Source organism: Achromobacter sp. MFA1 R4, assembly GCF_900156745.1.
GTDB lineage: Bacteria > Pseudomonadota > Gammaproteobacteria > Burkholderiales > Burkholderiaceae_B > Achromobacter.
In genome coordinates, this window is sequence record NZ_LT707065.1 from 2690722 (window position 1) to 2714541 (window position 23820).

At 65.4% G+C, this 23820-nt stretch carries 23 protein-coding genes; 15 read left to right on the forward strand and 8 right to left on the reverse strand.

The genetic code is table 11. From position 1 onward, the window contains the following. Nucleotides 1-87: 87 nt before the first annotated feature. On the forward strand, nt 88-2529 hold the full coding sequence (locus BXA00_RS12300; protein ID WP_076518751.1) for a GNAT family N-acetyltransferase: 2442 nt from the start codon (nt 88-90) through the stop codon (nt 2527-2529). A 21-nt stretch (nt 2530-2550) separates the two neighbouring features. Here BXA00_RS12300 and BXA00_RS12305 read toward each other — a convergent pair whose 3' ends face one another. From BXA00_RS12305 to yjgA, 6 genes are all read right to left on the reverse strand, one after another. Then, complete coding sequence (locus BXA00_RS12305; RefSeq protein WP_076518752.1) at nt 2551-3243, reverse strand: cysteine hydrolase; 693 nt, start codon at nt 3241-3243, stop codon at nt 2551-2553. Nucleotides 3244-3252: 9 nt separating this feature from the next. Continuing rightward, on the reverse strand, nt 3253-4089 hold the full coding sequence (locus BXA00_RS12310) for an ABC transporter permease (protein ID WP_076518753.1): 837 nt from the start codon (nt 4087-4089) through the stop codon (nt 3253-3255). Nucleotides 4090-4092: 3 nt separating this feature from the next. Further along, nucleotides 4093-4908 carry an ABC transporter ATP-binding protein gene (locus tag BXA00_RS12315; protein WP_076518754.1) on the reverse strand — a complete coding sequence of 272 codons (816 nt, stop codon included), beginning with the start codon at nt 4906-4908 and terminating at the stop codon, nt 4093-4095. Next, complete coding sequence (locus BXA00_RS12320; protein ID WP_076518755.1) at nt 4908-5912, reverse strand: ABC transporter substrate-binding protein; 1005 nt, start codon at nt 5910-5912, stop codon at nt 4908-4910. Before BXA00_RS12320 ends, BXA00_RS12315 begins: the two co-directional genes overlap by 1 nt. 424 nt (nt 5913-6336) lie before the next feature. Next, entirely contained in the window at nt 6337-7014 is a 678-nt protein-coding gene (locus BXA00_RS12325; protein ID WP_076518756.1) for an alpha/beta hydrolase, read from the reverse strand. Nucleotides 7015-7033: 19 nt separating this feature from the next. Next, nucleotides 7034-7585, reverse strand: a complete 552-nt coding sequence (yjgA, locus tag BXA00_RS12330; RefSeq protein WP_076518757.1) for a ribosome biogenesis factor YjgA — start codon at nt 7583-7585, stop codon at nt 7034-7036. Between the two features lie 58 nt (nt 7586-7643). On the opposite strand from yjgA, the gene pmbA reads away from it, so the two are divergent. The 12 genes from pmbA (at nt 7644) to erpA (ending at nt 18780) form a co-directional block, all read left to right on the forward strand. Further along, the gene (gene pmbA / locus BXA00_RS12335; RefSeq protein WP_076518758.1) at nt 7644-9008 is read left to right on the forward strand and encodes a metalloprotease PmbA; all 1365 of its coding nucleotides are present in this window, start codon (nt 7644-7646) and stop codon (nt 9006-9008) included. 189 nt (nt 9009-9197) lie between these two features. Next, complete coding sequence (locus tag BXA00_RS12340; RefSeq protein WP_076518759.1) at nt 9198-10292, forward strand: ABC transporter substrate-binding protein; 1095 nt, start codon at nt 9198-9200, stop codon at nt 10290-10292. Nucleotides 10293-10546: 254 nt separating this feature from the next. Next, nucleotides 10547-11701: an ABC transporter substrate-binding protein gene (locus BXA00_RS12345; RefSeq protein ID WP_076518760.1), complete on the forward strand. Its 1155-nt coding sequence runs from the start codon at nt 10547-10549 to the stop codon at nt 11699-11701. Between the two features lie 167 nt (nt 11702-11868). Beyond that, a complete protein-coding gene (locus BXA00_RS12350; RefSeq protein ID WP_076518761.1) occupies nt 11869-12750 on the forward strand; it encodes a branched-chain amino acid ABC transporter permease in 882 nt (293 codons plus the stop codon). Nucleotides 12751-12753: 3 nt separating this feature from the next. Further along, a complete protein-coding gene (locus tag BXA00_RS12355) occupies nt 12754-13629 on the forward strand; it encodes a branched-chain amino acid ABC transporter permease (protein WP_076518762.1) in 876 nt (291 codons plus the stop codon). Further along, nucleotides 13622-14410 carry an ABC transporter ATP-binding protein gene (locus tag BXA00_RS12360; protein WP_076518763.1) on the forward strand — a complete coding sequence of 263 codons (789 nt, stop codon included), beginning with the start codon at nt 13622-13624 and terminating at the stop codon, nt 14408-14410. The genes BXA00_RS12355 and BXA00_RS12360 overlap by 8 nt, the downstream gene beginning before the upstream one ends. Next, nucleotides 14407-15117, forward strand: a complete 711-nt coding sequence (locus tag BXA00_RS12365; protein WP_076518764.1) for an ABC transporter ATP-binding protein — start codon at nt 14407-14409, stop codon at nt 15115-15117. Before BXA00_RS12360 ends, BXA00_RS12365 begins: the two co-directional genes overlap by 4 nt. A gap of 321 nt (nt 15118-15438) precedes the next feature. Further along, on the forward strand, nt 15439-15867 hold the full coding sequence (gene rplM, locus BXA00_RS12370) for a 50S ribosomal protein L13 (protein ID WP_008163100.1): 429 nt from the start codon (nt 15439-15441) through the stop codon (nt 15865-15867). A gap of 9 nt (nt 15868-15876) precedes the next feature. Next, nucleotides 15877-16269: a 30S ribosomal protein S9 gene (rpsI, locus tag BXA00_RS12375; RefSeq protein WP_076518765.1), complete on the forward strand. Its 393-nt coding sequence runs from the start codon at nt 15877-15879 to the stop codon at nt 16267-16269. Nucleotides 16270-16465: 196 nt separating this feature from the next. Beyond that, the gene (gene argC, locus BXA00_RS12380) at nt 16466-17530 is read left to right on the forward strand and encodes an N-acetyl-gamma-glutamyl-phosphate reductase (RefSeq protein WP_076518766.1); all 1065 of its coding nucleotides are present in this window, start codon (nt 16466-16468) and stop codon (nt 17528-17530) included. Between the two features lie 42 nt (nt 17531-17572). Further along, complete coding sequence (locus BXA00_RS12385; RefSeq protein WP_076518767.1) at nt 17573-18322, forward strand: DUF6776 family protein; 750 nt, start codon at nt 17573-17575, stop codon at nt 18320-18322. Nucleotides 18323-18408: 86 nt separating this feature from the next. Then, entirely contained in the window at nt 18409-18780 is a 372-nt protein-coding gene (erpA, locus tag BXA00_RS12390; protein WP_057286972.1) for an iron-sulfur cluster insertion protein ErpA, read from the forward strand. 84 nt (nt 18781-18864) lie between these two features. On the opposite strand, the gene BXA00_RS12395 is transcribed toward erpA, so the two are convergent. Both BXA00_RS12395 and BXA00_RS12400 read right to left on the reverse strand, forming a co-directional pair. After that, nucleotides 18865-19998: an anhydro-N-acetylmuramic acid kinase gene (locus BXA00_RS12395; protein ID WP_076518768.1), complete on the reverse strand. Its 1134-nt coding sequence runs from the start codon at nt 19996-19998 to the stop codon at nt 18865-18867. Between the two features lie 152 nt (nt 19999-20150). Beyond that, complete coding sequence (locus BXA00_RS12400; protein ID WP_076518769.1) at nt 20151-21560, reverse strand: peptidoglycan DD-metalloendopeptidase family protein; 1410 nt, start codon at nt 21558-21560, stop codon at nt 20151-20153. 258 nt (nt 21561-21818) lie between these two features. On the opposite strand from BXA00_RS12400, the gene tyrS reads away from it, so the two are divergent. Both tyrS and BXA00_RS12410 read left to right on the forward strand, forming a co-directional pair. Next, nucleotides 21819-23048, forward strand: a complete 1230-nt coding sequence (tyrS, locus tag BXA00_RS12405; RefSeq protein ID WP_076518770.1) for a tyrosine--tRNA ligase — start codon at nt 21819-21821, stop codon at nt 23046-23048. 72 nt (nt 23049-23120) lie between these two features. Continuing rightward, complete coding sequence (locus BXA00_RS12410) at nt 23121-23774, forward strand: YbhB/YbcL family Raf kinase inhibitor-like protein (protein WP_076518771.1); 654 nt, start codon at nt 23121-23123, stop codon at nt 23772-23774. Nucleotides 23775-23820: the final 46 nt, after the last annotated feature.

Below are 23820 nucleotides of genomic sequence, written 5' to 3' on the forward strand. Positions count from 1 at the left end.
CGGGCAGTGTCCTCATCAAGCGGACAGCGGGCTTGTCTTGATACGATGAACGGTATTTTAGATTAGTGTGAACAGGCCGCCCTCCCTATGCTGAGACACGCTCTTGCGCCCATGTTCGAACCCGGCTCGCTGGTCATCGTGGCCGACAGGCCCCTGCCCGCGGCAAGTTCCCTGTCTCCCGCCCTGAAGGCAAAGACCACGGTCCTGGCCGTCGAGCCCGGCGCGGCGCCCGACTTGCCGGACGCCCTGCAGGGCCTGGCCGCGGGGGAACGCCCCGACCTGGCCCTGGTTTGCGTATCGCCCGCCGTCCTGCCCGAAACGCTGCGCCGCCTGTCGCCGCTGTCACCCCGCGCGGTGATCCTGCTGCCCCACGAACTGCCCGACCCGTACCCGCGCGGCACGCTGGCGCTGTGCCGGGCCTGGGCCGAGGAAAACCGCTGCGAACTGCTGGGCCCGCGCTCCTTCGGCGCGCAGCGGCCGCACGCCGGCCTGAACTTCAGCCAGCACCCGGTGCTGGCGCGCGCCGGCCGCGTGGCGCTGGTGGCGCAGTCGCGCTCCATCATGGCTGCCGTCATGGACTGGGCCGAAGACGTGCACATCGGCTTTTCCACCGCCGTGTCGCTGGGCGACGAGGCCGTGGTGGGACTGCCCAAGCTGCTGGACTACCTGGCGAGCGATCCGCGCACGGACAGCATCGTCCTCTACCTCGAAGACGTCGGGCCCGCCCGCGAGTTCATGAGCACGCTGCGGGCCGCGGCCAGCATCAAGCCCGTCATCGTGCTCAAGGCGGGCCGATCCGATGCCGACAGCAGCGACGCCATTTTCGACGCGGCGCTGCGCCGGGCTGGCGCGGTGCGCGTGCGCTACTTCGTGCAGCTCTTCTCGGCCGTGAAGGTGCTGGGCTACACGCGCCGTCCCAAGGGCCGCCGCGTGGCGCTGATCTCCAATGGCAGCGGACCTCCGCAGCTCGCCATGGACCTGATCGGCCCCGACGCCGCCGTGCTGCGCGCGGACCTGGCGCCCGCCACGCAGCGCGCGCTGGCCGGGATGCTGGAGCCCGACGCCGCCACCGCCAATCCCGTCATCACCTACCTGCCCATGACGCCCGAGCGCATCCGCGCCATGCTGGAGGCCGTGCTGGACGACGCCGGCGTGGACGGCGTGCTGGTGCTGCTGGCGCCCGATGCGCTGGCCGACATGCCGGCCGTGGCGCGCGAACTGGCGCAGATCGCCCCGTCGGCCAAGAAGCCCGTGGTGACCTGTTTCATGGGCGATGCCGGCATGCGTCCGCTGCGGCGCATGCTGGACGACGCGGGCACGTCCGCGTTCCGCACGCCCGAGTCGGCCGCCGACGCCTTTGGCGTGCTGGCGTCCCACCACTACAACCAGCAGTTGCTGCTGCAGACGCAGCCGCCCGAGCCCGCGGGCCACGTGCCGGACCTGGCGGCCGCGCGCGAGATCGTCGCGCGCGCGCGCGCCGATGGCAGGCGTGAACTGAACACCTCCGAAATCCGCACCCTGCTTGCCCTGTTCTACGTGCCGCTGAGCGATGCGCCGGCCAGCGTGGCGCCCATCGAACCCGAGTCCCGGCCCATGGCGATCCGCGTGCGGCGCGATCCGAAGTTCGGCCCGGTGATCCGCTTCGGCGCGGGCGGGCCGGACGCCGTGCTGTCGCTGGCGGAGCGCGCCATGGACCTGCCGCCGCTCAACGGCTACCTGGCGCGCCAGCTCATCGAGCGCAGCCGGCTGTGGCGCCGCGTGCTGGCGCCGCGGGTCGGCCACATGGCCGCCGAGGCGCTGCAGCAGGCGCTGGTGCTGGTGTCCGAACTGGTCTCGGAACTGCCCGACATCGAATCCCTGGACATCGATCCGCTCTACGCGGGCGAAACCCATCTGCGCGCCGGCGGCCTGCGCATGACGCTGACCGAGACGCCCGGCTGCGAATCGCCGCAGACCGCCGGTTATCCGCACATGGCGATCCACCCGTATCCGGCGCGGCTGGTGCAGGTGCGCCGCTTCGCCGACGGCATCCCCTGGGTGCTGCGGCCCATCCGCCCCGAAGATGGCGAAGCCCTGCAGGAGTTCATCCGGGGCCTGTCGGAGCGGTCGCGCTACATGCGCTTCGTGTCCATGATGCGCGAGCTCACGCCGCGCATGGTGTCGCGCTACACGCAGGTGGACTATCACCGGGAACTTGCCCTGGTGGCGGCCACCCAGGTGCCCAACCCGGCCAATCGCGGCCATCCGCGCGAGGTCCTGGTCGGGTTCGCCCACTACCTGCGCAATCCGGACGGCCGCGGCGCGGAATACGCGCTCGTGATCGGCGACGACTGGCAGCGGCGCGGCCTTGGCCGCCAGCTCATGACGGCGCTGATCGACGCCGCGCGCGAGCAGGGCCTGGAATACATCGACGGACTGGTGCTGTCGACCAACCGGCCGATGCTGGCGCTGATGACCCGCCTGGGCTTCACCAACGATCCGGACCCCGAGGATCCGACGATGCGCCGGGTCTGGCTGAACCTGGCCTGATCGCCGGTCCCGCCAGAAGATTCAGGCGGTCTTGCGCGACGGCTGCGCGGGCTTGAGCCGCGCGGCCGCCTCGTCCACCGTCAGCACGTCGCCAAAGAACAGCATCCAGCCGTGCAGGGCGTGTTCGTGCTCGGCCGGCGTCACCGCGGCCAGCGCGTCGTCGACCATGATGGTGCGGAAATCCCGCATCATCGCGTCGCGCGCCGTGGATTCGCAGCACACGTTGGTGACGGTCCCGGCGATGAGCAGCGTGTCCACGCCCAGGCCGCGCAACAGCGGCTCCAGTTCGGACGAGCCGGGCGCCATCGCGCTGTAGAACCGCTTGACGACGCGCAGGTCGGTGGCCTGCGCGTGCAGGTCCGGGTGCAGCGCGAAGCCCGGCGAGTCGCGGCGCAGCGTCTCCAGGCGGCGGGCGCTGCGCTCGGGCGTCAGCATCACGCCGTGATGGTGCGACCAGAACACGTCCGCGTTGTCGGAGGCCGTCTGCACCCACACCACGACCCCGCCCGCGTCGCGCACGGCGGTGCACAGGCGGTTGATGGGGTCGATGATCTCGCGCGCCGGGGCGCATTCGCCCTGGTAGCCCGCAAGCGTGAAGTACTGCTGCATGTCGATCACCACCACCGCGGTGCGGGCGCCGGGCAGTTCGTCGTAGGGATGCAGGCAGCCCTGGCGGGCCACGACGCGATCCTTCACCCATTGGGGGAATTCCATGCTGCCTCCTTAGCCGTAGCGCCGGGCCACGGCGGACTCGACGCGGTAGATGATCAGGTACATGACGCTGGAGATCAGCGCCAGCATGACGATGGCCGTCATGACGATGTTCAGCTTGAACACCTGGCTGCCGTTCATGATGAGAAAGCCCAGCCCCGAATCCGCCGACTGGAACTCGCCCACGATGACGCCCACCAGCGCCAGGCCGATGTTCATCTTGACGGCGGCGATCAGCGTGGGGACGCTGCCGGGCAGCACCACCTTGGTCAGTACCTGCCAGCGGCTCGCGCCAAAGGTGTGGGCCAGCTTCACCTTGTTCAGGTCGATGCCGCGAAAGCCCGCGTAAATCACCATGATGGTCACGAATACGGCAATCGCCACCGCCATGCCGTACACCGCGTAGTCCGAGCCCAGCCAGAGGTAGAAGATGGGCACGAAGGCGATCTTGGGCATGGCGTTGGCCACCACCAGGAACGGGTCCAGCACCTTGTAGAGAAAGTCGGACCACCACAGCGCGGCCGCCACGACGATGCCGATCGCCATGCTGAGCGCAAAGCCCACCAGCGTGGCGGACAACGTCGTCATGATGTGCTTGCCCAGGCTGCCGTGGTTCCATAGTTCGATGAACGTGGGCCACAGCGCGCTCGGGTAGCTGGTCAGCAGCGGGTTCAGGACGTGCATGCGCGGCAGGATTTCCCAGGCGCACAGAAACACCGCCAGCAGCAATGCTTGGGCCACCCGGATATTGCGGCGGCGCGCGCGGTCGCGGCGCAGGTAGTCGAGGTATTTTTCGCTGGGGCCGGGCACGGCGCGCAGCGGGACGGTATTGGCAATCGGCGCGTTCATGGCTCAGCCCTCCACGTGGACGTCCAGCTCGTCCCAGAGCTGTTTGAAATAGGTGTTGAACTCCGGCCGCGAGCGCGCCTGGAAGGGCGTGGGCCGGACCTGGCCGTCGCCGTAGTGGATGCGGTACTGGCTCTTGAGCCGCCCGGGCCGGCGCGACAACACGATCACGCGGTCCGTCATGGCGATGGCCTCGCCGATGTCGTGCGTGACCAGCACCACGGTCTTGCCTTCGCGGCGCAGGATGTCCACGACTTCGTCGGAGATCGCCAGCCGCGTCTGCGAATCCAGCGCCGAGAACGGCTCGTCCAGCAGGATCACGTCGGGCTCGGTCACGAGGGTGCGCGCCAGCGCCGCGCGCTGCCGCATCCCGCCGGATAGCTGGCGCGGCGTGTGCGACAGGAACGCGCCCAGGCCGCACTTTTCAAGCAAGTGCACGGCGCGGGCCTCGCTGCGCGCGTCGCGCCGTCCCTGGATCTCCGCGCCCAGCATCACGTTGTCCAGGATGGTGCGCCATTCGAAGAGATAGTCCTGCTGCAGCATGTAGCCGATGCGCGCATTCGGCTTGGTCACCGCCTGCCCGTCGACCAGCACCGCGCCCGAGGTGGGCGGAATCAGGCCGGCGATCAGGGACAGCAGGGTGCTCTTGCCGCAGCCGCTTTGTCCGATCAGGCTGACGAATTCGCCCGGCGCCAGGCTGAAGGACACGTTCGACAGCGCCTCGGTCTCGCCGTCGGGCGTGAAGTACGACAGACAGACGTCGCGCAGTTCGATCTTTGCCGTGGCGGCCGCCGGCTTGAGGTTGTGGATGGCGGCGCCCATCATTGCGCCTTCTTGGCAAAGTCGGCGATCACCACGTCTTCGTACTTCACGCGGGCGCTGTCCTTCATGACCGCGCTGGCGACCAGCATGTCCTGCAGCTGCGTCATCGCTTGCGCCGTCACCAGGGGCGTGGTCTTCCAGATCTGGTATTGCTTGTAGCGCTCAATGGCCTCGGTCACCGCGGCCTGGTCCATGCCGGGAAAGAAGGTCATGATCTGCGGCGCCAGCGTGGCGGCGGGCGTGTCCTTCACGTATTTTTCCGCGCGCGCCACCACGTCGGTCCAGGCCTGGATCACCTTGGGGTTGTCGCGGATGTACTTGTCCGTGGCGGTAAAGACCGTGTAGTCGACCTGGCCGACTTCATGGCCCACGGAGGCCACGATGTGCCCCTTGCCGTTGCGCACCAGTTCGCCGGCCTCGGGCTCAAGGAAGATGCCGTATTCGCCCTGGCCCGCCATCCAGGCGCCGGCGCGCGCCGGGATGCCGATGTTGTTCAGCAGCTTCACGTCCTTCTGGGGATCCAGTCCATGCTTGCGCAGCGCCGTCTCCAGGAACACGATCGGATTGGAGCCGGGACGAAAGCCGATGACTTCCTTGCCCTTGAGCATGGACCAGTCGAACTTGTCGACCGGCTTGCGCGACAGGAGGAAAAAGCCGTCGGTGGCGGTCAGCCCCGCAAAGATCTTGGGCTTGACCGGGGATTCGCTGTTCTGGACATAGATGGACGCTTCCGGCCCGATGAGCACGATGTCCGCGCTGCCCGACAGCAGGGCGGTCATGCCTTTGTCGGTGCCTTGCGAGGTCTTCATGGACACGTCCAGGCCGGCGTCCTTGAAGTAACCCTGCGACAGCGCGACGTATTTGGGCACGTACAGAATGGAGCGCACCACCTCTTCGTAGCGCACCTTGACGGGGGGATTCAGGGCTTCGGCCTGGGCGGCCACGGGGGCAAGCAGCGCGAGCAGCGCCGCGCCTGCCAGGCGGGGCAAGGGCAAGGTCTTCACGGGACTTTCTCCTGCGTCTTGAATGCCACGCCGGACAATCGGCGCAACATGGCCAATGGGGGATCGACTGCAACTCGACTGCGACTCGACTGCAACGTGACAGCACTGCGACAGCAAAAACAGGGGAAGCCCGAACGGGGAGGTCCCAGGCCGGTAAGGCTTGGATCGAATACTATATTCAAGACAAGCGGGCGACAAGCATTTTGCGATTGGCGTTTTTCTCTATGGACGCGCGTCGCCGATGCCTGGAAAATTCAAGGCTGGAATACCGTCTGGTATACAAAATAAGGTTTTGAGCGTTTCTGGGTGCGCCTCCCATCGTAGGCGCGGAAGGGCCCCGCGCCCATCGGCCAGGAACACGGGCCGCGCCTTGCGCGCCGCCCGCCATCGTCCCTAGGCCGTGTCCTGCATCCCGCGTGCCGCCTCAGGCCAGCACGTCATTCAGGAATGCCGAAATGTCCGCCACTTCCTCGGCGCAGACCGAGTGGGGCATCGGGTACGTGCGCCAGCGTACGTCGTAGCCCAGGCGCTTCAATTCGGCCAAGGACGCCTCGGCGCGTGCCAGCGACACCACCGGGTCGTACTGGCCGTGCGCCATGAAGATGGGCGTCGCATCGTTCGCGTGCTGGCGTTCGGCTTCGGCGCTGTCCACCAGGGGCAGGTAGCCCGACAGCGCCATCATGCCCGCCAGCTTCTCGGTCAGGCGCAAGCCGGTGTGCAGCGTCATGGCGCTGCCTTGCGAAAAACCCGCCAGCACGATGTTCGACGTGGGGATGCCGCGGGCGTTTTCGCGCGCGATCAGCTTGTGGATGGCGGCTTCCGAGGCGCGGATGCCTTGGGCGTCTTCGACGCGCACCAGGTCCATCACCAGGATGTCGTACCACGAGCGCATCGCCATGCCGTTGTTGATGGTCACGCGCTGCACCGGGGCGTTCGGGAACACGAAGCGCACCCCGAGTCCGGCGGGCAGGCGCAGTTCCGGCACGATGGGCGCGAAATCGTTGCCGTCCGCGCCCAGGCCGTGCAGCCAGATCACGGCGTGCGTGGGATTGGGGGCGGTTTCGATTTCGATGCAGTCGAGCAGGTCGGTCGGTGCGTTCATGGACGGGCGGCGGTGGATATCAGAGGGTGAGGGTCTTGAGCGCCTGGAACAGGGCGCGGTAGTGCTTTTTCTGCGGTTCCTGGCCTTGCAGCAGCGACGCGTTGGCGAGCTTTTCCTTGCGGGCGGCCCGGATCAGCGTGCGCAATTGCTGCACGTCGGCCTGCGGATTGTTGTTCAAGAGGCGGGTGAGGGCGTCGTCGTCATCCAGGAGTCGGTCGCGCAGCGCTTCCAGGCGATGCATGGCGGCGGTTTCCTCGCGCGAACCGTTTTCCCAGATGTCGAGCTGCCGGCGGATGTCGTCGGCCGGCGCATCGCGCATCAGCTTGCCCACGAAGTGGACCTGGCGGCGCAGGCCTTCGCGGCCGGTGGTGCGCTGCGCCATGCGGATCGCTTCGTACAGGCGCTCTTCAAGGGGCAACTGCTTCAGACGTTCGGGCGACAGGGCGATCAATTGCTTGCCCAGGTCCAGCAGGGCGTGCATTTCACGCTTGACCTGGGACTTGCTGGGACGGTCGTAGCCGTTTTCGTCGTAGCCGTCGTCGACGGAATCTTCTTGGGGATGGGAATTCATGGAAAACTGCGCAATGACAGACTTGGCTATGATAACCGTCTCTGCAAATTGGACTGCAATGGTTAAAACCTCCTCATCCTTGCCGCTGGCGGCGAATCACGCACGTTTTTCCGAACTCGTCGAGCAAACCCTGGCCTACGCGCGCCAGATCGGCGCCTCCGACGCCGCGGCGGAAGTCTCCGAAAGCCTGGGACTGTCCGTCTCGGTACGCAAGAACGACATCGAAACCGTAGAGCAGACGCGCGACCGCTCGCTGGACCTGACGGTCTACGCCGGCCAGAGCCGCGGCTCCGCTTCGACCTCCGACTTCTCCGAGGCCGCGCTGCGCCAGACGGTCGAAGCCGCCTGGCACATCGCCCGCCATACGGCCGCCGATCCGGCCGCCGGCCTGCCCGACGCCGACCAGCTGGCCACCGAATTCCCCGACCTGGACCTGCACCGCGCCTGGACCGTCACCACCGAGGAAGCGGCCGAGCTGGCGCTGCGGGCCGAGCGCGCCGCGCGCGAGGTCGATCCGCGCATCACCAATACCGACGGCGCCAGCGTCGGCACCTACGAAGGCCAGTTCGTGATGGGCAACACGCGCGGCTTCCTGGGCGGCTATCCGTATTCGCGCCACAGCCTGTCCGTGGCGCCCATCGCCGGGCGTGGCAACGGCATGCAACGCGACTACTGGTATTCGTCGGAACGCGATCCCGCCAAGCTGGCCTCGCCCGAGGCCATCGGCCGCTATGCCGCCGAACGCACGCTGTCGCGCCTGTCGGCCCGCCGCGTGCGCACCGGCAAGTTCCCCGTCCTGTTCGAAGCGCCGCTGGCGCTGGGCCTGGTCGGCGCGCTGACGCAGGCCGTCAACGGCGGCGCCCTGTATCGCAAGGCGAGCTTCCTGGTCGATTCGCTGGGCAAGCCCATCTTCCCCAAGCACATCAACCTGGTCGAAGACCCGCACATCCGCGGCGCCATGGGCAGTTCGCCCTTCGACGACGAAGGCGTGCGCACGCGCCGCCGCAACGTGGTGTCGGCGGGCGTCCTGGAAGGCTATTTTCTGTCGTCCTACACGGCACGCAAGCTGGGCATGGCCACCACCGGCAACGCCGGCGGCTCGCACAACCTGGTCTTCAGCTCCACGCTGACGCGCCGCGGCGACGACTTCGAAGCCATGCTCAAGAAGCTGGGCACGGGTTTTCTCGTCACCGAGCTGATCGGGCAGGGCGTCAACTACGTCACAGGCGACTACTCGCGCGGGGCGTTCGGCTACTGGGTCGAAAACGGCCAGATCCAGCACGCGGTCCAGGAAGTCACCATCGCCGGCAACCTGGCCGACATGTTCCAGCAGATCGTCGCGGTAGGCGCGGACACCATCTCGCGCGGCACCAAGACCACCGGCTCCATCCTCATCGAGCAGATGGCCATCGCCGGGACCTGATCCCGTGCGCGGGCGGCGCGCAATGCGCCGCCCACGGGCTTTGCAGTCCGCCCGGCCATCCTCTTTGCACTCCCCCTTGCAATCCCTTACCGGCTCGGGATTTCCTCTAGCCGTCCCGGCCATGGCCAGCGTGTAATATCCGGCGGGTATTGCTCGAAGTCCCAGTTGTCGGTGTAAAGGAGCAAAGTGATGCAACGACGTTCATTCTTGAAGCGCGCCGGCCTGGGCGCCGTCGCCGGCGCCGCCGTCAGCACGCCCGCGCTGGCGCAGGACATGCCGTCGGTGAGCTGGCGCCTTTCCTCCGGGTTTCCCGCTGCCCTCGATCTGCGCGTGGGGGCGGCCGAGAATTTCTGCAAGTTCGTCGCCGAAACCACGGGCGGCAGATTCAATATCCGTCATTTCCCCGACGGCGAGGTCGTCGCCGCGGCCGACCTGATGCAGGCCGTCTCCACCGGCAAGGTGGAATGCGGCCATGTGTCCTCGCGCCGCTATTACGCCAAGAATGCCGCCTTCTGCTTCGATGCGGCCGTGCCCTTCGGCCTGAATGTGCGCCAGATGAACGCCTGGATGAGCGATGGCGACGGCCTGCGGCTGACGCGCGAGCTCTTCAAACCCGAAAAGATCATCAATTTCCCCTTGGGCAATACCGGCGCGCAGATGGGCGGCTGGTACACCCGGGAAATCAAACGCACCGGCGACCTGAAAGACCTGAAGATGCAGGTCGACGGCCTGGCCGCCGACGTGCTGGCCCGCCTGGGCGTCGCGCCGCAGCAGGCGGATGCGGCCAAGCTGGCCGAGGCGTTTGAAAAAGACGGACTGCAGGCCGTGGCGGGGGCGGGCGCTTACGACGACGCCAAACTCAGTTTGAATAAGGTAGCTAAGTATTACTACGCACCCGGCTGGTGGGCGGGCGGTGAACAGCTATCGCTCTATATCAATGAAGCGGCCTGGAACGAGCTTCCCAAGCATTACCAGGCCGTGGTGCAGGCCGCGGCCCTGGCCGCGCACGCTGCCGCGACCGCCCGGTACGACGCGCTGAACCCGCCGGCGCTGGCCCAATTGACGGCAAGTGGCGCCCAGGTGCGCGCTTTTTCGCGTTCGATCATGGACGCGGCGTTCGAGGCCACTCAGCAGGTGTACAAGGATTTGGGCGCCAAAGACCCCAAATTCAAGGCAATGCACGATAGTTACATGGGCTTTCGCGACAGCGAGATGCCGTGGTTTCGCCTGACCGAGAATGCTTACGGCCAGTATCTGGGCGTGGCGCTGTCGGCTAGGAGGTAGGAGGAAGCCGGTGCCGAATGGCATTCGGTGAGCGCTAGGGTTTTTGCTAGTAACCACACGTTTTTTACAAAAAAATGGGCGGTTTATAGGCTTTTGTTGAACGGCATTCGAGTTTCGGCCTGATACAAAGGAGTAATATCCCGGGTCTTGACGCGCAAACTTGCGGCCTTTAGGCGGCATAGACGTCAATCCGGCAGGATTACATCAGCCCGGATTACCAATATTCCGAGACAGACTTTAAGGTGGTAACAACCATGCAATCCAAGACCAAAAAGCTGCTGGCCGCGCTGATCGCTGCCGGTGTCATCCCGGCCGCCCACGCTGCCGACATCAAGCTGGGCGTGGCGGAAGCCCTGTCCGGCGGCGCTGCCCAGTACGGCGTCTCGATCCGCAACGGCTTCCAGCTCGCGGCCGACGAGATCAACGCCGCCGGCGGCATCAACGGCAACAAGATCGTGCTCGTGGTCGAGGACGAACAAGGCAAGAAAGAAGAAGCCATCAACGTCTTCAAGAAGCTGATCTTCAAGGACCAGGTCCTGATGGTCTTCGGTCCCACGCTGTCGAACTCGGCCCAGGCCGCCGATCCGATCGCGCAGGCCGCCAAGACGGTCGTCTTCGGCACGTCCAACACCGCCGACGGCATCACCTCCATCGGCAACTTCGTGTTCCGCAACTCGGTCACCGAAGCCGACGTGCTGCCCGCCACCATCTCCACCGTCAAGGCCAAGACCGGCCTGAAGAACGTGGCCGTGCTGTACGGCAACGACGACGTGTTCACCAAGAGCGGCTACGACAACTTCAAGAAGGCCCTGGCAGACCAGAAGATCCCGGTCACCACGACCGAAACGTTCGCCAAGGGCGACGTGGACTTCAAGGCCCAGCTCACCAAGATCAAGGGCACCAACCCCGACGCCATCGTGCTGTCCGCACTGCTGGCCGAAGGCGCCCCGATCATGGTCCAGGCCCGCCAGCTCGGCCTGAACGTGCCGGTCATCGGCGGCAACGGCATGAACTCGGTCAAGATCTTCGACCTGGCCCCCGGCGGCGCGTCGAACAATCTGTGGATCGGCAGCCCGTGGTCGATCGAAAACAAGGCCCCCGAGAACGTCAAGTTCATCGACGCCTACAAGGCCAAGTTCACCAACGCGCCCGACCAGTTCGCGGCGCAGTCCTATGACGCCATGTACATCGTCGCCCAGGCGCTGAAGAACACCAAGATCTCCGGCGAACTGACCAAGGACCGCGCAGCCTTGCGCGACGCCCTGCCGTCCGTGACCTGGACCGGCGCCACCGGCCCGTTCAAGTTCCGCCAGGCCACCGACCGCGCCGGCAAGCCCGCCGGCTACGACGCCGACCAGGCGCCGATCGTCAGCGTGACCAAAGACGGCAAGTACGTCATCGAGAAGTAAGCAGTACGCATCCCCGCGCGGGGGGATGCGCCTTGCGGACGGCCTCCCGGCCGTCTGCAAGGCGCTTTTTATCGCAGGGCCGTCGCACGTAAATAGCTTCCCCGAAAGCAGAAAGACCTCGCTGTGGGCACGGCGAGGGGGCCCTATCAGATCTGGAAAGTCCCATCATGTTCGAACAACAATTCGTCAATGCCTTGTCGCTGGGCTGTGTGTATGCACTGTTCGCGCTCGGCTTCACGCTGATCTTCGGCGTGCTCGGGGTGATCAACCTGGCGCATGGCGCCGTGTTCATGGTTGGCGCCTACGCAGCACTGGTCGTGGTCGAGCAGTTCAGCCTGCCGCTGTGGGCGGCGCTGATGGTCGCGTTCTTCGTCGCCGGCTTTACCGGGGTCATCATCGACTACCTGGTGCTCAAGCCGCTGCGCAAGCGCAACGCGCCCCACCTGATTCCCATGATCGCCACCATTGGCGTGGGCATCATCCTGAATAACGGCGCCCAAGGCATCTTCGGCGCCAGCAACCTGCGCTTTCCGCATGGCACCGTGCCCGAGGAAGTCATCGAGGTCGCGGGCCTGCACCTGACCGTCATCGAACTGGGGATCATCTTCCTGTCGTTCGCGCTGATGGCCGTGCTGATGTATGTCATGCGCCGCACGCAATTCGGCCGCGCCCTGCGCGCCATCGCCGAGTCGCCCAAGGCCGCCTGGCTGCTGGGCATCAACGTCGAAAAGCTCTTCATCACCACCTCGTTTGCCGCGGCCGCCCTGGGCGGCGTGGCCGGCGTGCTGATCGGGCTGTACTCGAACGCGCTTTTCCCCCTGATGGGCCAGCCGATGCTGCACAAGGGCATCGCGGTCATCATCCTGGGCGGCATGGGAGACATCCGCGGCGCCATGCTGGGCGGTCTGTTCCTGGGCTTTGCCGAGGTGCTGTCCGTGGCTTACATCGGCTCCACCATGCGCGACGCGGTGGCTTTCGGCCTGCTGTTCCTGATCCTGCTGGTGCGCCCGCAAGGTCTGTTCGGCAAAGTGGTTCAACGCAAGGCTTAAGGTATGAGCGGATTCGAAAATTTCTGGGCCATTTACGGCAACCTGGTGCTCACCCTCGGCACCAACGCATTGCTGGCCCTCTCCATCTGGCTGACGCTGGCCTGCGGCATGCTGGCCATGGCCAATGCCGCCTTCATGGGCATCGGGGCGTACGCCGCCGCGCTGCTCACCATGAACTACGACGCGCCGTTCGCGGTGGCGCTGGCCGGCGGCATGGCCGCGCCCGCGCTGGTGGCGGCCCTGATCGGCCTGCCGACCCTGCGGCTGTCCGGTGTCTATCTGGCCATGGCGACGCTGGGCTTCGGTGAAGTGGTCCGCGTGACCATTCTGAACACCGAGTCCGTCACCGGCGGCGCGCTGGGCTTGAACGGCATTCCGCAGTTGACGCAGTGGTGGCATGTGCTGCTGGCCGTGATCATCGTGCTGTTCGTGCTGTGGCGCGTGCGCGCGTCCAAGATCGGCCGTTCCTTTGACGCCATCCGTGGCGACGAAACGGCAGCCGGCATGATGGGCATCGACGTGCGCGCCAACAAGATGCTGGCCTTCGTGGCCGGCGCGGTCATCGCCGGCCTGGCCGGCGCGCTGAACGCGCACCTGACTTTCTTTATCGGTCCCAACGAATACGGATTCGACCGCGGCGTCGAAATCCTGACGATGGCGATCCTGGGCGGCATCGGCGGCCTGGCCGGCCCCGTGCTGGGCAGCTTCATCATTACGGTGCTGCCCGAATTGCTGCGCGGATTCGCGGATCTGCGCCTGGTCGCGAATGGAGTGATCCTGGTGGTGATTGTGTTGTTCCTGCCGCAAGGCATCTGGGATCCGGCGCGTTTCAAGCGCTGGACGCGTCAAGGACGCCAGGGAGGGAAGCGCCATGCTTGAGCTGTCTTCCGTTTCCAAGAGCTTTGGCGGTCTGCATGTGCTGCATGACGTCAGCCTGTCCGTGCCCGAAGGCGCCATCTTCGGCCTGATCGGCCCCAACGGCGCCGGCAAGACCACGGTGTTCAACCTGATCACCGGGCTGTTGCCGCCCAGCGGCGGCGCCATCACGTTCCAGGGCGAAAGCGTGCTGCGCAAGAAGCCGCACAGCATCACGCGCATGGGCATTGCCCGCACCTTCCAGAACATCCGTCTCTTCAAGGAGATGACGCTGCTGGAAAACGTCGTCGTGGGCGCCTACCGCCACATGAACTACGGTTTCCCCAGCCTGCTGCTGGGCCTGCCCGGCTTTCGCGAGCACGAGCAGCGCGCCCGCGAGCGCGCCCACGAGCTGCTGACATGGATGCGCCTGGATCACAAGGCCAACGATCTGGCCGACAACCTCTCCTACGGCGAACAGCGCCGCCTGGAGCTGGCGCGCGCGCTGGCCACCGAGCCCAAGCTGCTGCTGCTGGACGAGCCCGTCGCCGGCATGAACACCGGCGAACGCGCCGAACTCATGCGCGAAATCCTGGCGATCCGCGACCGCGGCTACACGATCCTCATGATCGAGCACGACATGCGCTTCGTCATGGGCTTGTGCGAACGCATCGCGGTGCTGAACTTCGGCAAGATCATCGCCTGCGGCGGTCCCGAGGACATCCGCAACAATGAGCAGGTCATCGAGGCCTACCTGGGCCGCGAAGACGACGAAGACACCGAACAAGCGGAGGCCGCAAAATGAGCGCCATGCTGGAAGTCCGCGGGCTCGAGGTCAACTACGGCCATATCGAAGCCGTGCGCGGCATCGACCTGGACCTGAACGCCAACGAAATCACCGCCCTGGTCGGCGCCAACGGCGCCGGCAAGTCGACCACGCTGCTCGCGCTGTCGGGCCTGCTGCCCAAGGCGCGCGGCCGCATCCTGTTCGAGGGCGAAGACGTCACCAACCTGGCGCCGAACCAACTGGTCGCGCGCGGCATCGTGCAGGTGCCCGAGGGCCGGGCGATCCTCACCACCATGACGGTGCTGGAAAACCTGGAACTGGGCGCCTATCGCCGCGGCCTGAAAAACGTCGCCACCGACCTGGAATACGTGTTCAACCTGTTCCCGCGCCTGAAAGAGCGCATCAACGGCATGGCCGGCAACCTGTCGGGCGGCGAACAGCAGATGCTGGCCATCGGCCGCGCCCTGATGGCCAAGCCGCGCCTCTTGCTGCTGGACGAACCGTCGATGGGCCTGGCGCCGATCGTCGTCCAGGAGATCTTCCGTTCGCTGCGCGCCATCAACGCCGACGGCCTCACGCTGTTCCTGGTCGAGCAGAACGTGCGCCAAGCGCTCAAGATCGCGCAACATGGCTACGTGCTGGAAAACGGCGCCATGGCGCTGACCGGCACCGGCCGCGAACTGCTGGGCCACCCGCGGGTCCTGGAAGCGTACCTGGGCGCCTGATGGGGCGGGGACCTTATGTGTCCCCTGATGAACCTTGCGGCTGCCGCCCTGCGGCGGTCAGCCGCCAGTCGCTTGAATTCCCCTCGCTTGCCCAATTTTTGAGCATCCGTGTTAGAATTTCAGGCTTTCCTCATATTGACCTTTGCACGGGCGGATTCATAACGCTTAGGCGGAGGGCGATTTAGAGGCTTGAAACTTCAGGGTTTTCCAAGGCGGTTTTTCTGTTCTTGGGAAAATTCACCCGGGTTTTACGCCTAGTCTGGGAAAGAACCACTGGCAGGATGTTCCGGCCAGAGCACATTTTTATTCTTAGGAACCATCATGAAGACCTTTGTGGCCAAGCCGCATGAAGTCCAACGTGACTGGTTTGTGATCGACGCCAAGGGCAAAGTCCTCGGTCGTGTGGCCAGCGAAGTCGCACGTCGTCTGCGTGGCAAGCACAAACCTGAATTCACGCCTCACGTTGATACCGGTGACTACATCGTCATCATCAACGCGTCCGATATCGTCGTTACCGGCGCCAAGGCGAAGGACAAGAAGTACTTCCGCCACACGACGTACCCGGGCGGTATCCGTGAAACGAACTTCGAGAAAATGCAAGAGCGTTTTCCCGGCCGTGCCATTCAGAAGGCCGTCAAGGGCATGCTGCCCAAGGGTCCTCTGGGCTACGCCATGATCAAGAAGCTGAAGGTCTATGCCGGTGCCGAGCACCCGCACACCGCCCAGCAGCCCAAGACGCTGGATATCTAAGGAAACGCCATGATCGGTAACTGGAATTACGGAACCGGCCGTCGCAAAACTTCGGTGGCTCGCGTTTTCATCAAGAAGGGCACTGGCAAGATCGTCGTCAACGGCAAGCCCGTCGACGAGTTCTTCGCTCGTGAAACCGGCCGCATGGTCGTGCGCCAGCCGCTGGAACTGACCGGCCATCTGGAATCGTTCGACATCAAGGTCAACGTGCACGGCGGCGGTGAAACCGGCCAGGCCGGCGCGATCCGTCACGGCATCACGCGTGCCCTGATCGATTACGACGCCACGCTGAAGTCGTCGCTGTCGCAAGCTGGCTTCGTGACCCGCGATGCCCGTGAAGTCGAACGTAAGAAGGTCGGCTTCCGCAAGGCGCGTCGTCGCAAGCAGTTCAGCAAGCGTTAATGCCCTGCAAAAAGCCCGCTTCGGCGGGCTTTTTGTTTTTGGGCCGGCCATGTCCTGTCGCTGCCGGCCCTGCGCGGAACTCCGCGCCACCCGCCCGGTCGGAAAAAAGGATTGCAGTGCCAATTCCGGCACGCCGGTGCAATACCCTGTTTCCCGAGCGATACAATCGTTATTCGTTCTCCGAAGAGCATTCATCATGGCCCAAGCATCGAACACCCGCATCAAGGTTGGCATCGTCGGCGGCACCGGCTATACCGGCGTCGAACTGCTGCGTTTGCTGTCGCAGCATCCCAACGTGGAACTGACTGCCATCACGTCCCGCAAGGAAGACGGCCTGCCCGTCGCCGACATGTATCCCAACCTGCGCGGCCGTGTGAAGCTTGCCTTCTCCGCCCCGGAAAAGGCCTCGTTGACCGACTGCGATGTCGTTTTCTTCGCCACGCCTCACGGGGTGGCCATGGCGCAAGCCCAGGAACTGATCGCCGCGGGCACCCGCGTCATCGACCTGGCTGCCGACTTCCGCCTGCAGGACATTCCCACGTTCGAACGCTGGTACAAGATCCCCCACACCTGCCCTGACATCCTGGCCGAATCGCAATATGGCCTGGTCGAGCTGAACCGCGAAGCCATCTCCAAGGCGCGCGTCATCGGCAACCCCGGCTGCTACCCAACCACGGTGCTCCTGGGGCTGGCGCCCTTGCTCGAAGGCGGCAAGGCGCTCGTCGATGCGCAAACCCTCATCGCCGACTGCAAGTCAGGTGTCTCGGGCGCCGGCCGCAAGGCAGAGGTGGGTTCGCTGTTCTCGGAAGCGTCCGACAACTTCAAGGCCTATGGCGTAGCTGGCCATCGCCACCACCCCGAAATCACCGCGCAGCTTGAAAAGCTGGCCGGCGGCAAGGTGGGGCTGACGTTCGTGCCGCATCTGGTGCCGATGATCCGCGGCATGTTTTCCACCATCTATGCCCGCATCCAGCCTGAAGCCCGCGATACCGACTTCCAGGCCTTGTTCGAGGCCCGCTATGCGGATGAACCTTTCGTCGACGTCATGCCTGCCGGCAGCCACCCCGAAACGCGTTCGGTGCGCGGCTCGAACAACCTGCGCATCGCGCTCAGCCGCCCGGGCAACGGCGACCTGCTGATCGTCATGGTGGTGCAGGACAACCTGGTCAAGGGCGCCGCCGGCCAGGCCGTGCAGAACATGAACCTGATGTTCGGCATCCCCGAAACAGTCGGCCTGGACCAGGTCGCCATCCTGCCGTAAGGCCCCGGCGGCCAGCGTGGCTGGCCGCCTTCTTTGCGCTTCATGTCCGTAGATCCTTCCGCCCGTCCCCAGCCGCGTGCCACGCATGGCGCCCTTGCGCGCCTGGTCGCGATGCTGCTGCTGGGCGCGTTGCTGGGAGGCGCTGCCGGATTCTTCCATGCGCGCGCGCTCTATCGTCCGCAGGACGCCATCGTCATCAGTGCCCAGCAGGCCGAGGCGCAGGACGAAGCCATGCGCCAACAGGCCACGCAGTTGCGCTACATCCGCGGGCAGCTGGATACCGCCGATGGCGAACTCGTCATCGAGCGGTCGGCCCGCCAAGAGCTCGAAACCCAGCTCCGCGCCGCGCAGGCCGAGGTCGGCCGCGTGCGTGACCAGCTTGCGTTCTACGAGCAACTGCTGCCGCCCGGCCCTGAGGGCTCGGTGGACATCCGCGGCGTGCAGATCGATCGCGAGGGCGGTGGCCTGCGCTATAAAGTGCTGCTGATGCGCAGCGGCCGCAATGGCGCCACGCCTTTCGCGGGCGCGTTGCGGTTCCAGGCAACCGGTGTGCTCAAGGGCGAAACCGTCACCGTGGATTTGGCGCCCATGCAGGTCAGGGCCGAGACAGGGCCCGTCGCCCCGACGGGCGAGAACCTCGCGGCGGCGTCGCTGGCCCTGCAGTTCGATCAATATCAACGCAGCCAGGGTCTCCTGGCCGTGCCCGACGGATTTGTCCCCGAAAGCGTCACCGTCAGCGTCCTCGAGGGCGAAACCGTCCGCGCCACCCGCAGTGTCAAACTGGAACTTTGAGTCTGGTCAAGCCCTGCGCTATAGTGACACTATACGAGCGGCGACGCCGCTCACTGAAATATGGCCGTATCGGCCAGGAGTGAACCATGAATGCAGTGACCGAAACCGTCGACCTGCAGGCCGCGCCGCCTGTGCCCCTGGTGTTTACCGACTCGGCTGCCGCCAAAGTGAAAGACCTGTTGGCCGAAGAAGGCAACCCCGAGCTCAAGCTGCGCGTGTTCGTGCAGGGTGGGGGCTGTTCCGGCTTCCAGTACGGTTTCACGTTCGACGAAGTCGTGAACGAAGACGACACCGTGCTGGACAAGGATGGCGTCCAGTTGCTCGTTGACCCGATGAGCTTCCAATACCTGGTCGGCGCCGAGATCGATTACAAGGAAGACCTGGAAGGCGCGCAGTTCGTCATCCGCAATCCCAACGCCAGCACCACCTGCGGCTGCGGTTCTTCGTTTTCGGTGTAATCGCCGGGCACGAAAGACAAAAACCCTTCGGCTTGCCGAAGGGTTTTTTGTTTCAGGCGCGGCATTGCCGCCGCTGGAGGAGTGTCAGGCGGGATACAGCGCGCCCAGCAGCCTCGGCCCGCGCGCGCCCGTGACGCTCGGCAGGCCGGCGGGCTGGCCCGTGACGAACGCCTGCGCCAGCCACGCGAACGCCAGCGCCTCCACCTGCTGGGCCGGCACGCCCAGGGCGTCGGTCGCCTGCACCGGGCGTTGCAGGCAGTAAGCCAGTTCCTGCATCAGTCCCGCGTTGTAGGCCCCGCCGCCGCACACGAACACTTCCTGCGTGCCTGCGGCGGCCGCGTCGATGGCGTTGGCCACTGTCCTCGCGGTCAGGCGCTGCAAAGTGGCCTGGACGTCCTGAGGGGCGGGAGCCGGCCCGTCGAACGCAGCCAGGCGTGCGTCCAGCCATTTCATATTGAAGAGATCCCGGCCTGTGGACTTGGGCGGGGGCAGGGCGAACCAGGGCTCGCTCGCGATGAGCTGCTCGAGCAAGGGCGCTACCACCTGGCCCGTCGCGGCCCAGCGGCCGCCCGCGTCATAGGGCCGACCCAGGTGGCGCTGGCACCAGCCATCCAGGAACACGTTGGCAGGGCCGGTATCGAAGCCGCGCGGGGGTTGTCCGGGCACCAGCAGCGTCACGTTGGCAATGCCCCCCAGGTTCAGCACGGCGCGGCCGTGGTCGCTGCCGAACACGGCCGCGTGAAAGGGCGGCACCAGGGGCGCGCCTTGGCCGCCCGCGGCCAGGTCGCGGCTGCGAAAGTCCGCCACCACGTCGATGCGGGTCAGCTCGGCCAGCAGCGCCGGCGCGTTGAGCTGCAGCGTGTAGCCGAGGTCGGGGCGATGCCGGACGGTCTGGCCGTGCGCGCCGATGGCGGTCACATCGTGCGCGGCGACATTCGCATCCTTGAGCAGGGCCGACACCGCCTGCGCGTACACCCGGACCAGTGCATTGGCCGCGAGCGCGGCGCGGGCCAACTCGTCGTCGCCGGAAGTATTGAGAACCAGCAACTCGCGGCGCAGATTCTCGGGCATGGGCAGGCTGGCGCTGGCCAGCACCTGGGGCGGACCTCCCTGCGTCAGCCGGGCCAGCACGCCGTCGACGCCGTCGACGCTGGTTCCCGACATCAATCCGATGAAGAGCGTGCCGGTGTCGTGCTGCAAAGGCTTGATGTCTTTCACGGGCGCCTCGAAACAAAAAAGGCGGCCGTCGCATGTCGCGCCGCCGCCGCGCCCGTCGCGCGGGCCTGGTGCCCGTCAAGGGCCTGACTGCTTGAACGGTCCGCCCTGTAACGTGCGGACCGCCCTGTGCTGGATTGCTGCCTGGGCCAGCCTTAGCGGCTGGCCACGTTGGTCAATGCGTCGGGCAGCGTCTGCTGGAACTGCGTCAGCAACAGGATCTGCTGCTTGTACGGCGACACCGCGTCGTTGAACGCGCGGACTTCCGCGGGTTCGAGGGCGCGGGCCACCGGCAGGTCCACGGACAGCGGATCGATGGGCTGATTGTCCACGCGGAATTCGTAGTGCAGGTGCGGGCCCGTGGCCCAGCCGGTGGATCCGACATAACCCAGCAACTGACCCTGCGAGACCTTCGCGCCCTTGGTGATGCCCTGGGCGATGCGGCTCTGGTGCGCGTACAGCGTCGAATACTTGCCGTGGTGCTTGATGATGACCACGTTGCCGTAGCCGTTCTGCCAGCCCGAGAATTCGACCGTGCCGTCGGCGGTGGAGTGGATCGGCGTGCCGGAGGGGGCGGCGTAATCCACGCCCTTGTGTCCCGTCCAGGTCTTGTGGATGGGATGCATGCGCATGCCGAAAGTCGAGCTGATCCGGCTGAACTTCAGGGCGGTGCGCAGGAACGCGCCACGCAGGCTGGTGCCGTCGAAGTCGTAGTAGGAACCGGTCTTGTCGTCGGGGCTGAACCAGACGGCGTTGTAGGTCTTGCCGCCGTTGATGAACTCCAGGGCCAGCACGCGGCCCGCGCCGGCGTAGCGGCCGTCATGGGAACGCACTTCATAGACGACGCGGAACTGGTCGCCCTGGCGCAGGTCGCGCAGGAAGTCGATCTTGGCGCTCAGGATGTCGGCCATCTGCATGGTGACCGAGTCCGGGATGCCGGCCGAGTCCGTGGCGCCGAAGAGCGAGGACTTGATGGTGCCGACGGCCACGCGGGTCTGGCGGTCGGTGCTTTCCGTGATTTCCTCGGCCTTGTAGCTGTCGCCGGCCGGCGCGACGTGCAGCATGCGCGTCACGACCTGCCCGTCGGATTCATTGCCGGGCGTGTGGATGTAGCGCAGCCAGATCAGGTTGCCCTGTTCGTCCGTGGCAGCCTGCACCGAGCGGCCCGGATACAGCTTGTAGATGCTGCGGGCGCTGGCGTCGTGCGTCAGGAAGGACTGCAGATTGGGCGCGTCCAGCTCCAGGCGCTGCAGCACGGCCGACAGCGTGTCGCCCGGACGGATGCGGGTTTCGCTGATGTAGGGGGCGGCGCTGGGGCTGCTGACTTCGACTTGCTCGGCGGTCAGCGGCAGAATGCTCTGGATGACGCGCGAGGGGGGGAGTTCGGTGCGGTCGGGTTGCTGCACCATGCCGAGAGCGGCGGCGCCAGCGAAAAGACCAATTGCGGTGACGAGAAGAGTGCGGCGGAAAAGTCCCGAGCGATGGGGCTTGGGCTCGACGGGCGCAAATACGGCAGCGACTTTGCGCTTGAGGCCACTCGCCAGTTCGTGGAGGCCACGATTCATCGTGAAAATACCCTCTCAGGTGGCTTGAGCTCGCAGGGTGCGTGACACGAACGGCCCTGGCATGCAACGGATTCCGGAGCAAGGGCTGGCGCGGATGCGCATCTTGTGAACAATAGATGGTAGAGCGAACGCAACTGCGTATATATGACAGTTGCGTATGATTAGGCCGGTATCCTAGCCGATTCGGCTAGAATTTTCGATAGTTTTCGTCACTTTTTACACCTTTTTGTCGGCTGAAGCCGCATTGGTCCCCCTGTCATGTCACCCACCGAAGCCCCCATCACTCCTGAAGTCGAAGCCGATCTGCGTACAGCCAAGCGCGGCTGCGATGAACTGCTGGTCGAGTCCGAGTTTGCGCGCAAGCTGGCCAAGAGCCGCGCCACGGGCGTGCCCCTGCGCATCAAGCTCGGGCTGGACCCCACCGCGCCGGACATCCACCTGGGACACACGGTGGTGCTGAACAAGATGCGCCAGCTCCAGGACCTGGGGCACAACGTCATCTTCCTGATCGGCGATTTCACCTCCACCATCGGCGACCCCAGTGGCCGCAACAGCACGCGCCCGCCGCTCACGCGCGAGCAGATCGAAGAAAACGCCAAGACCTATTACGCGCAGGCCAGCCTGGTGCTGGATCCGGCCCGCACCGAGATCCGTTACAACTCCGAGTGGTGCGATCCCCTGGGCGCTCGCGGGCTGATCCAGCTCGCCTCCCGCTACACGGTGGCCCGCATGATGGAGCGCGAGGACTTCACCAAGCGGTTCAAGGGCGGCATCCCCATTTCGGTGCATGAATTCCTGTATCCGCTGATGCAGGGCTATGACTCGGTCGCGCTGAAGTCCGATCTGGAGCTGGGGGGCACCGATCAGAAGTTCAACCTGTTGGTGGGCCGGGAACTGCAAAAAGAATATGGACAGGAGCCGCAGTGCATCCTGACGATGCCGCTGCTCGTCGGCACGGACGGCGTAGAGAAAATGTCCAAGTCCAAGGGCAACTACATCGGCATTTCGGAGTCGCCTGATTCCATGTTCGGCAAGCTCATGTCGATTTCCGACACGCTGATGTGGCGTTACTTCGAACTGTTGTCCTTCCGCTCGCTGGAGGACATCGCCGCGCTCAAGCAGGAAATCGACGGCGGCCGCAATCCGCGCGATGCGAAGGTCATGCTGGCGCAGGAGATCATTGCGCGCTTTCATTCCGCCAAGGCGGCGGACGATGCGCTGGCCTCGTTCGAGGCGCGTTTCCGGGATGGCGCCATCCCCGAGGACATCCCCGAAGTCAACCTCGGCGGCGCGCCGGTGGGCATCCTCAAACTGCTGCGCGAGGCCGGCCTTGTCGCGTCCGGCTCGGAGGCCCAGCGCAACGTGGAGCAGGGCGGGGTCCGCGTCAATGGCGATCGCGTGGAAGACAAATCGTTGCAATTGCCGGCCGGGACTTACGTCGTTCAGGTGGGCAAGCGCAAGTTCGCGCGTGTTAAGTTGAACCCGTAATAGCGAAGTTTTGATACGCTGAAGGTACACACAGGGCCTGGGCGCCCTTTGCGGCACTTATAGGAGCACGACATGGAACTTTCGAGTTTGTCATTTTCCGATCACGAGTCGATTCCCGAGCGCTATGCATTCGGCAGGATCGATGCGCAATCGCACGTCGCGCTGGCAGACAACTTCAATCCGCAGTTTTCCTGGGACAACGTTCCGGAAGGCACGCAGTCGTTTGCCTTGCTCTGCCATGATCCCGACGTGCCTTCGCGCCCCGACGACGTCAACCAGGAAGGCCGCGAAGTGCCTGCCGACCTGCCCCGCGTCGATTTCTTCCACTGGGTGCTGGTGGACCTGCCCGCCGACCTGCGCGAGATCGACGAAGGCGCGTTCTCCAACGGCATCACCCCGCGCGGCAAGGGCGGCCCCCTGGCGCCCATGGACGCGCGGCAGGGCATCAACTCCTATTCATCATGGTTCGCCAACGACCACGACATGAGCGGCGAGTATTTCGGCTATGACGGCCCATGCCCGCCCTGGAACGACGCCCTGGTCCATCGCTACATCTTCACGCTGTATGCGCTGGACGTGCCCAGCCTGAATCTGCAGGGTTCCTTCACCGGCGAAGACGCGCTGCGCGCCATCCAGAAGCACGTGCTGGCGCAGGCGTCGCTGACGGGCACCTATACGCTCAATCCCCGGCTGGCGCCCAAGCAAATCGGGGCCACGTCGGCCTGACGTCGACAGGCATGTACGCAGGGCCGCCTGGTGCGGCCCTTTTTCA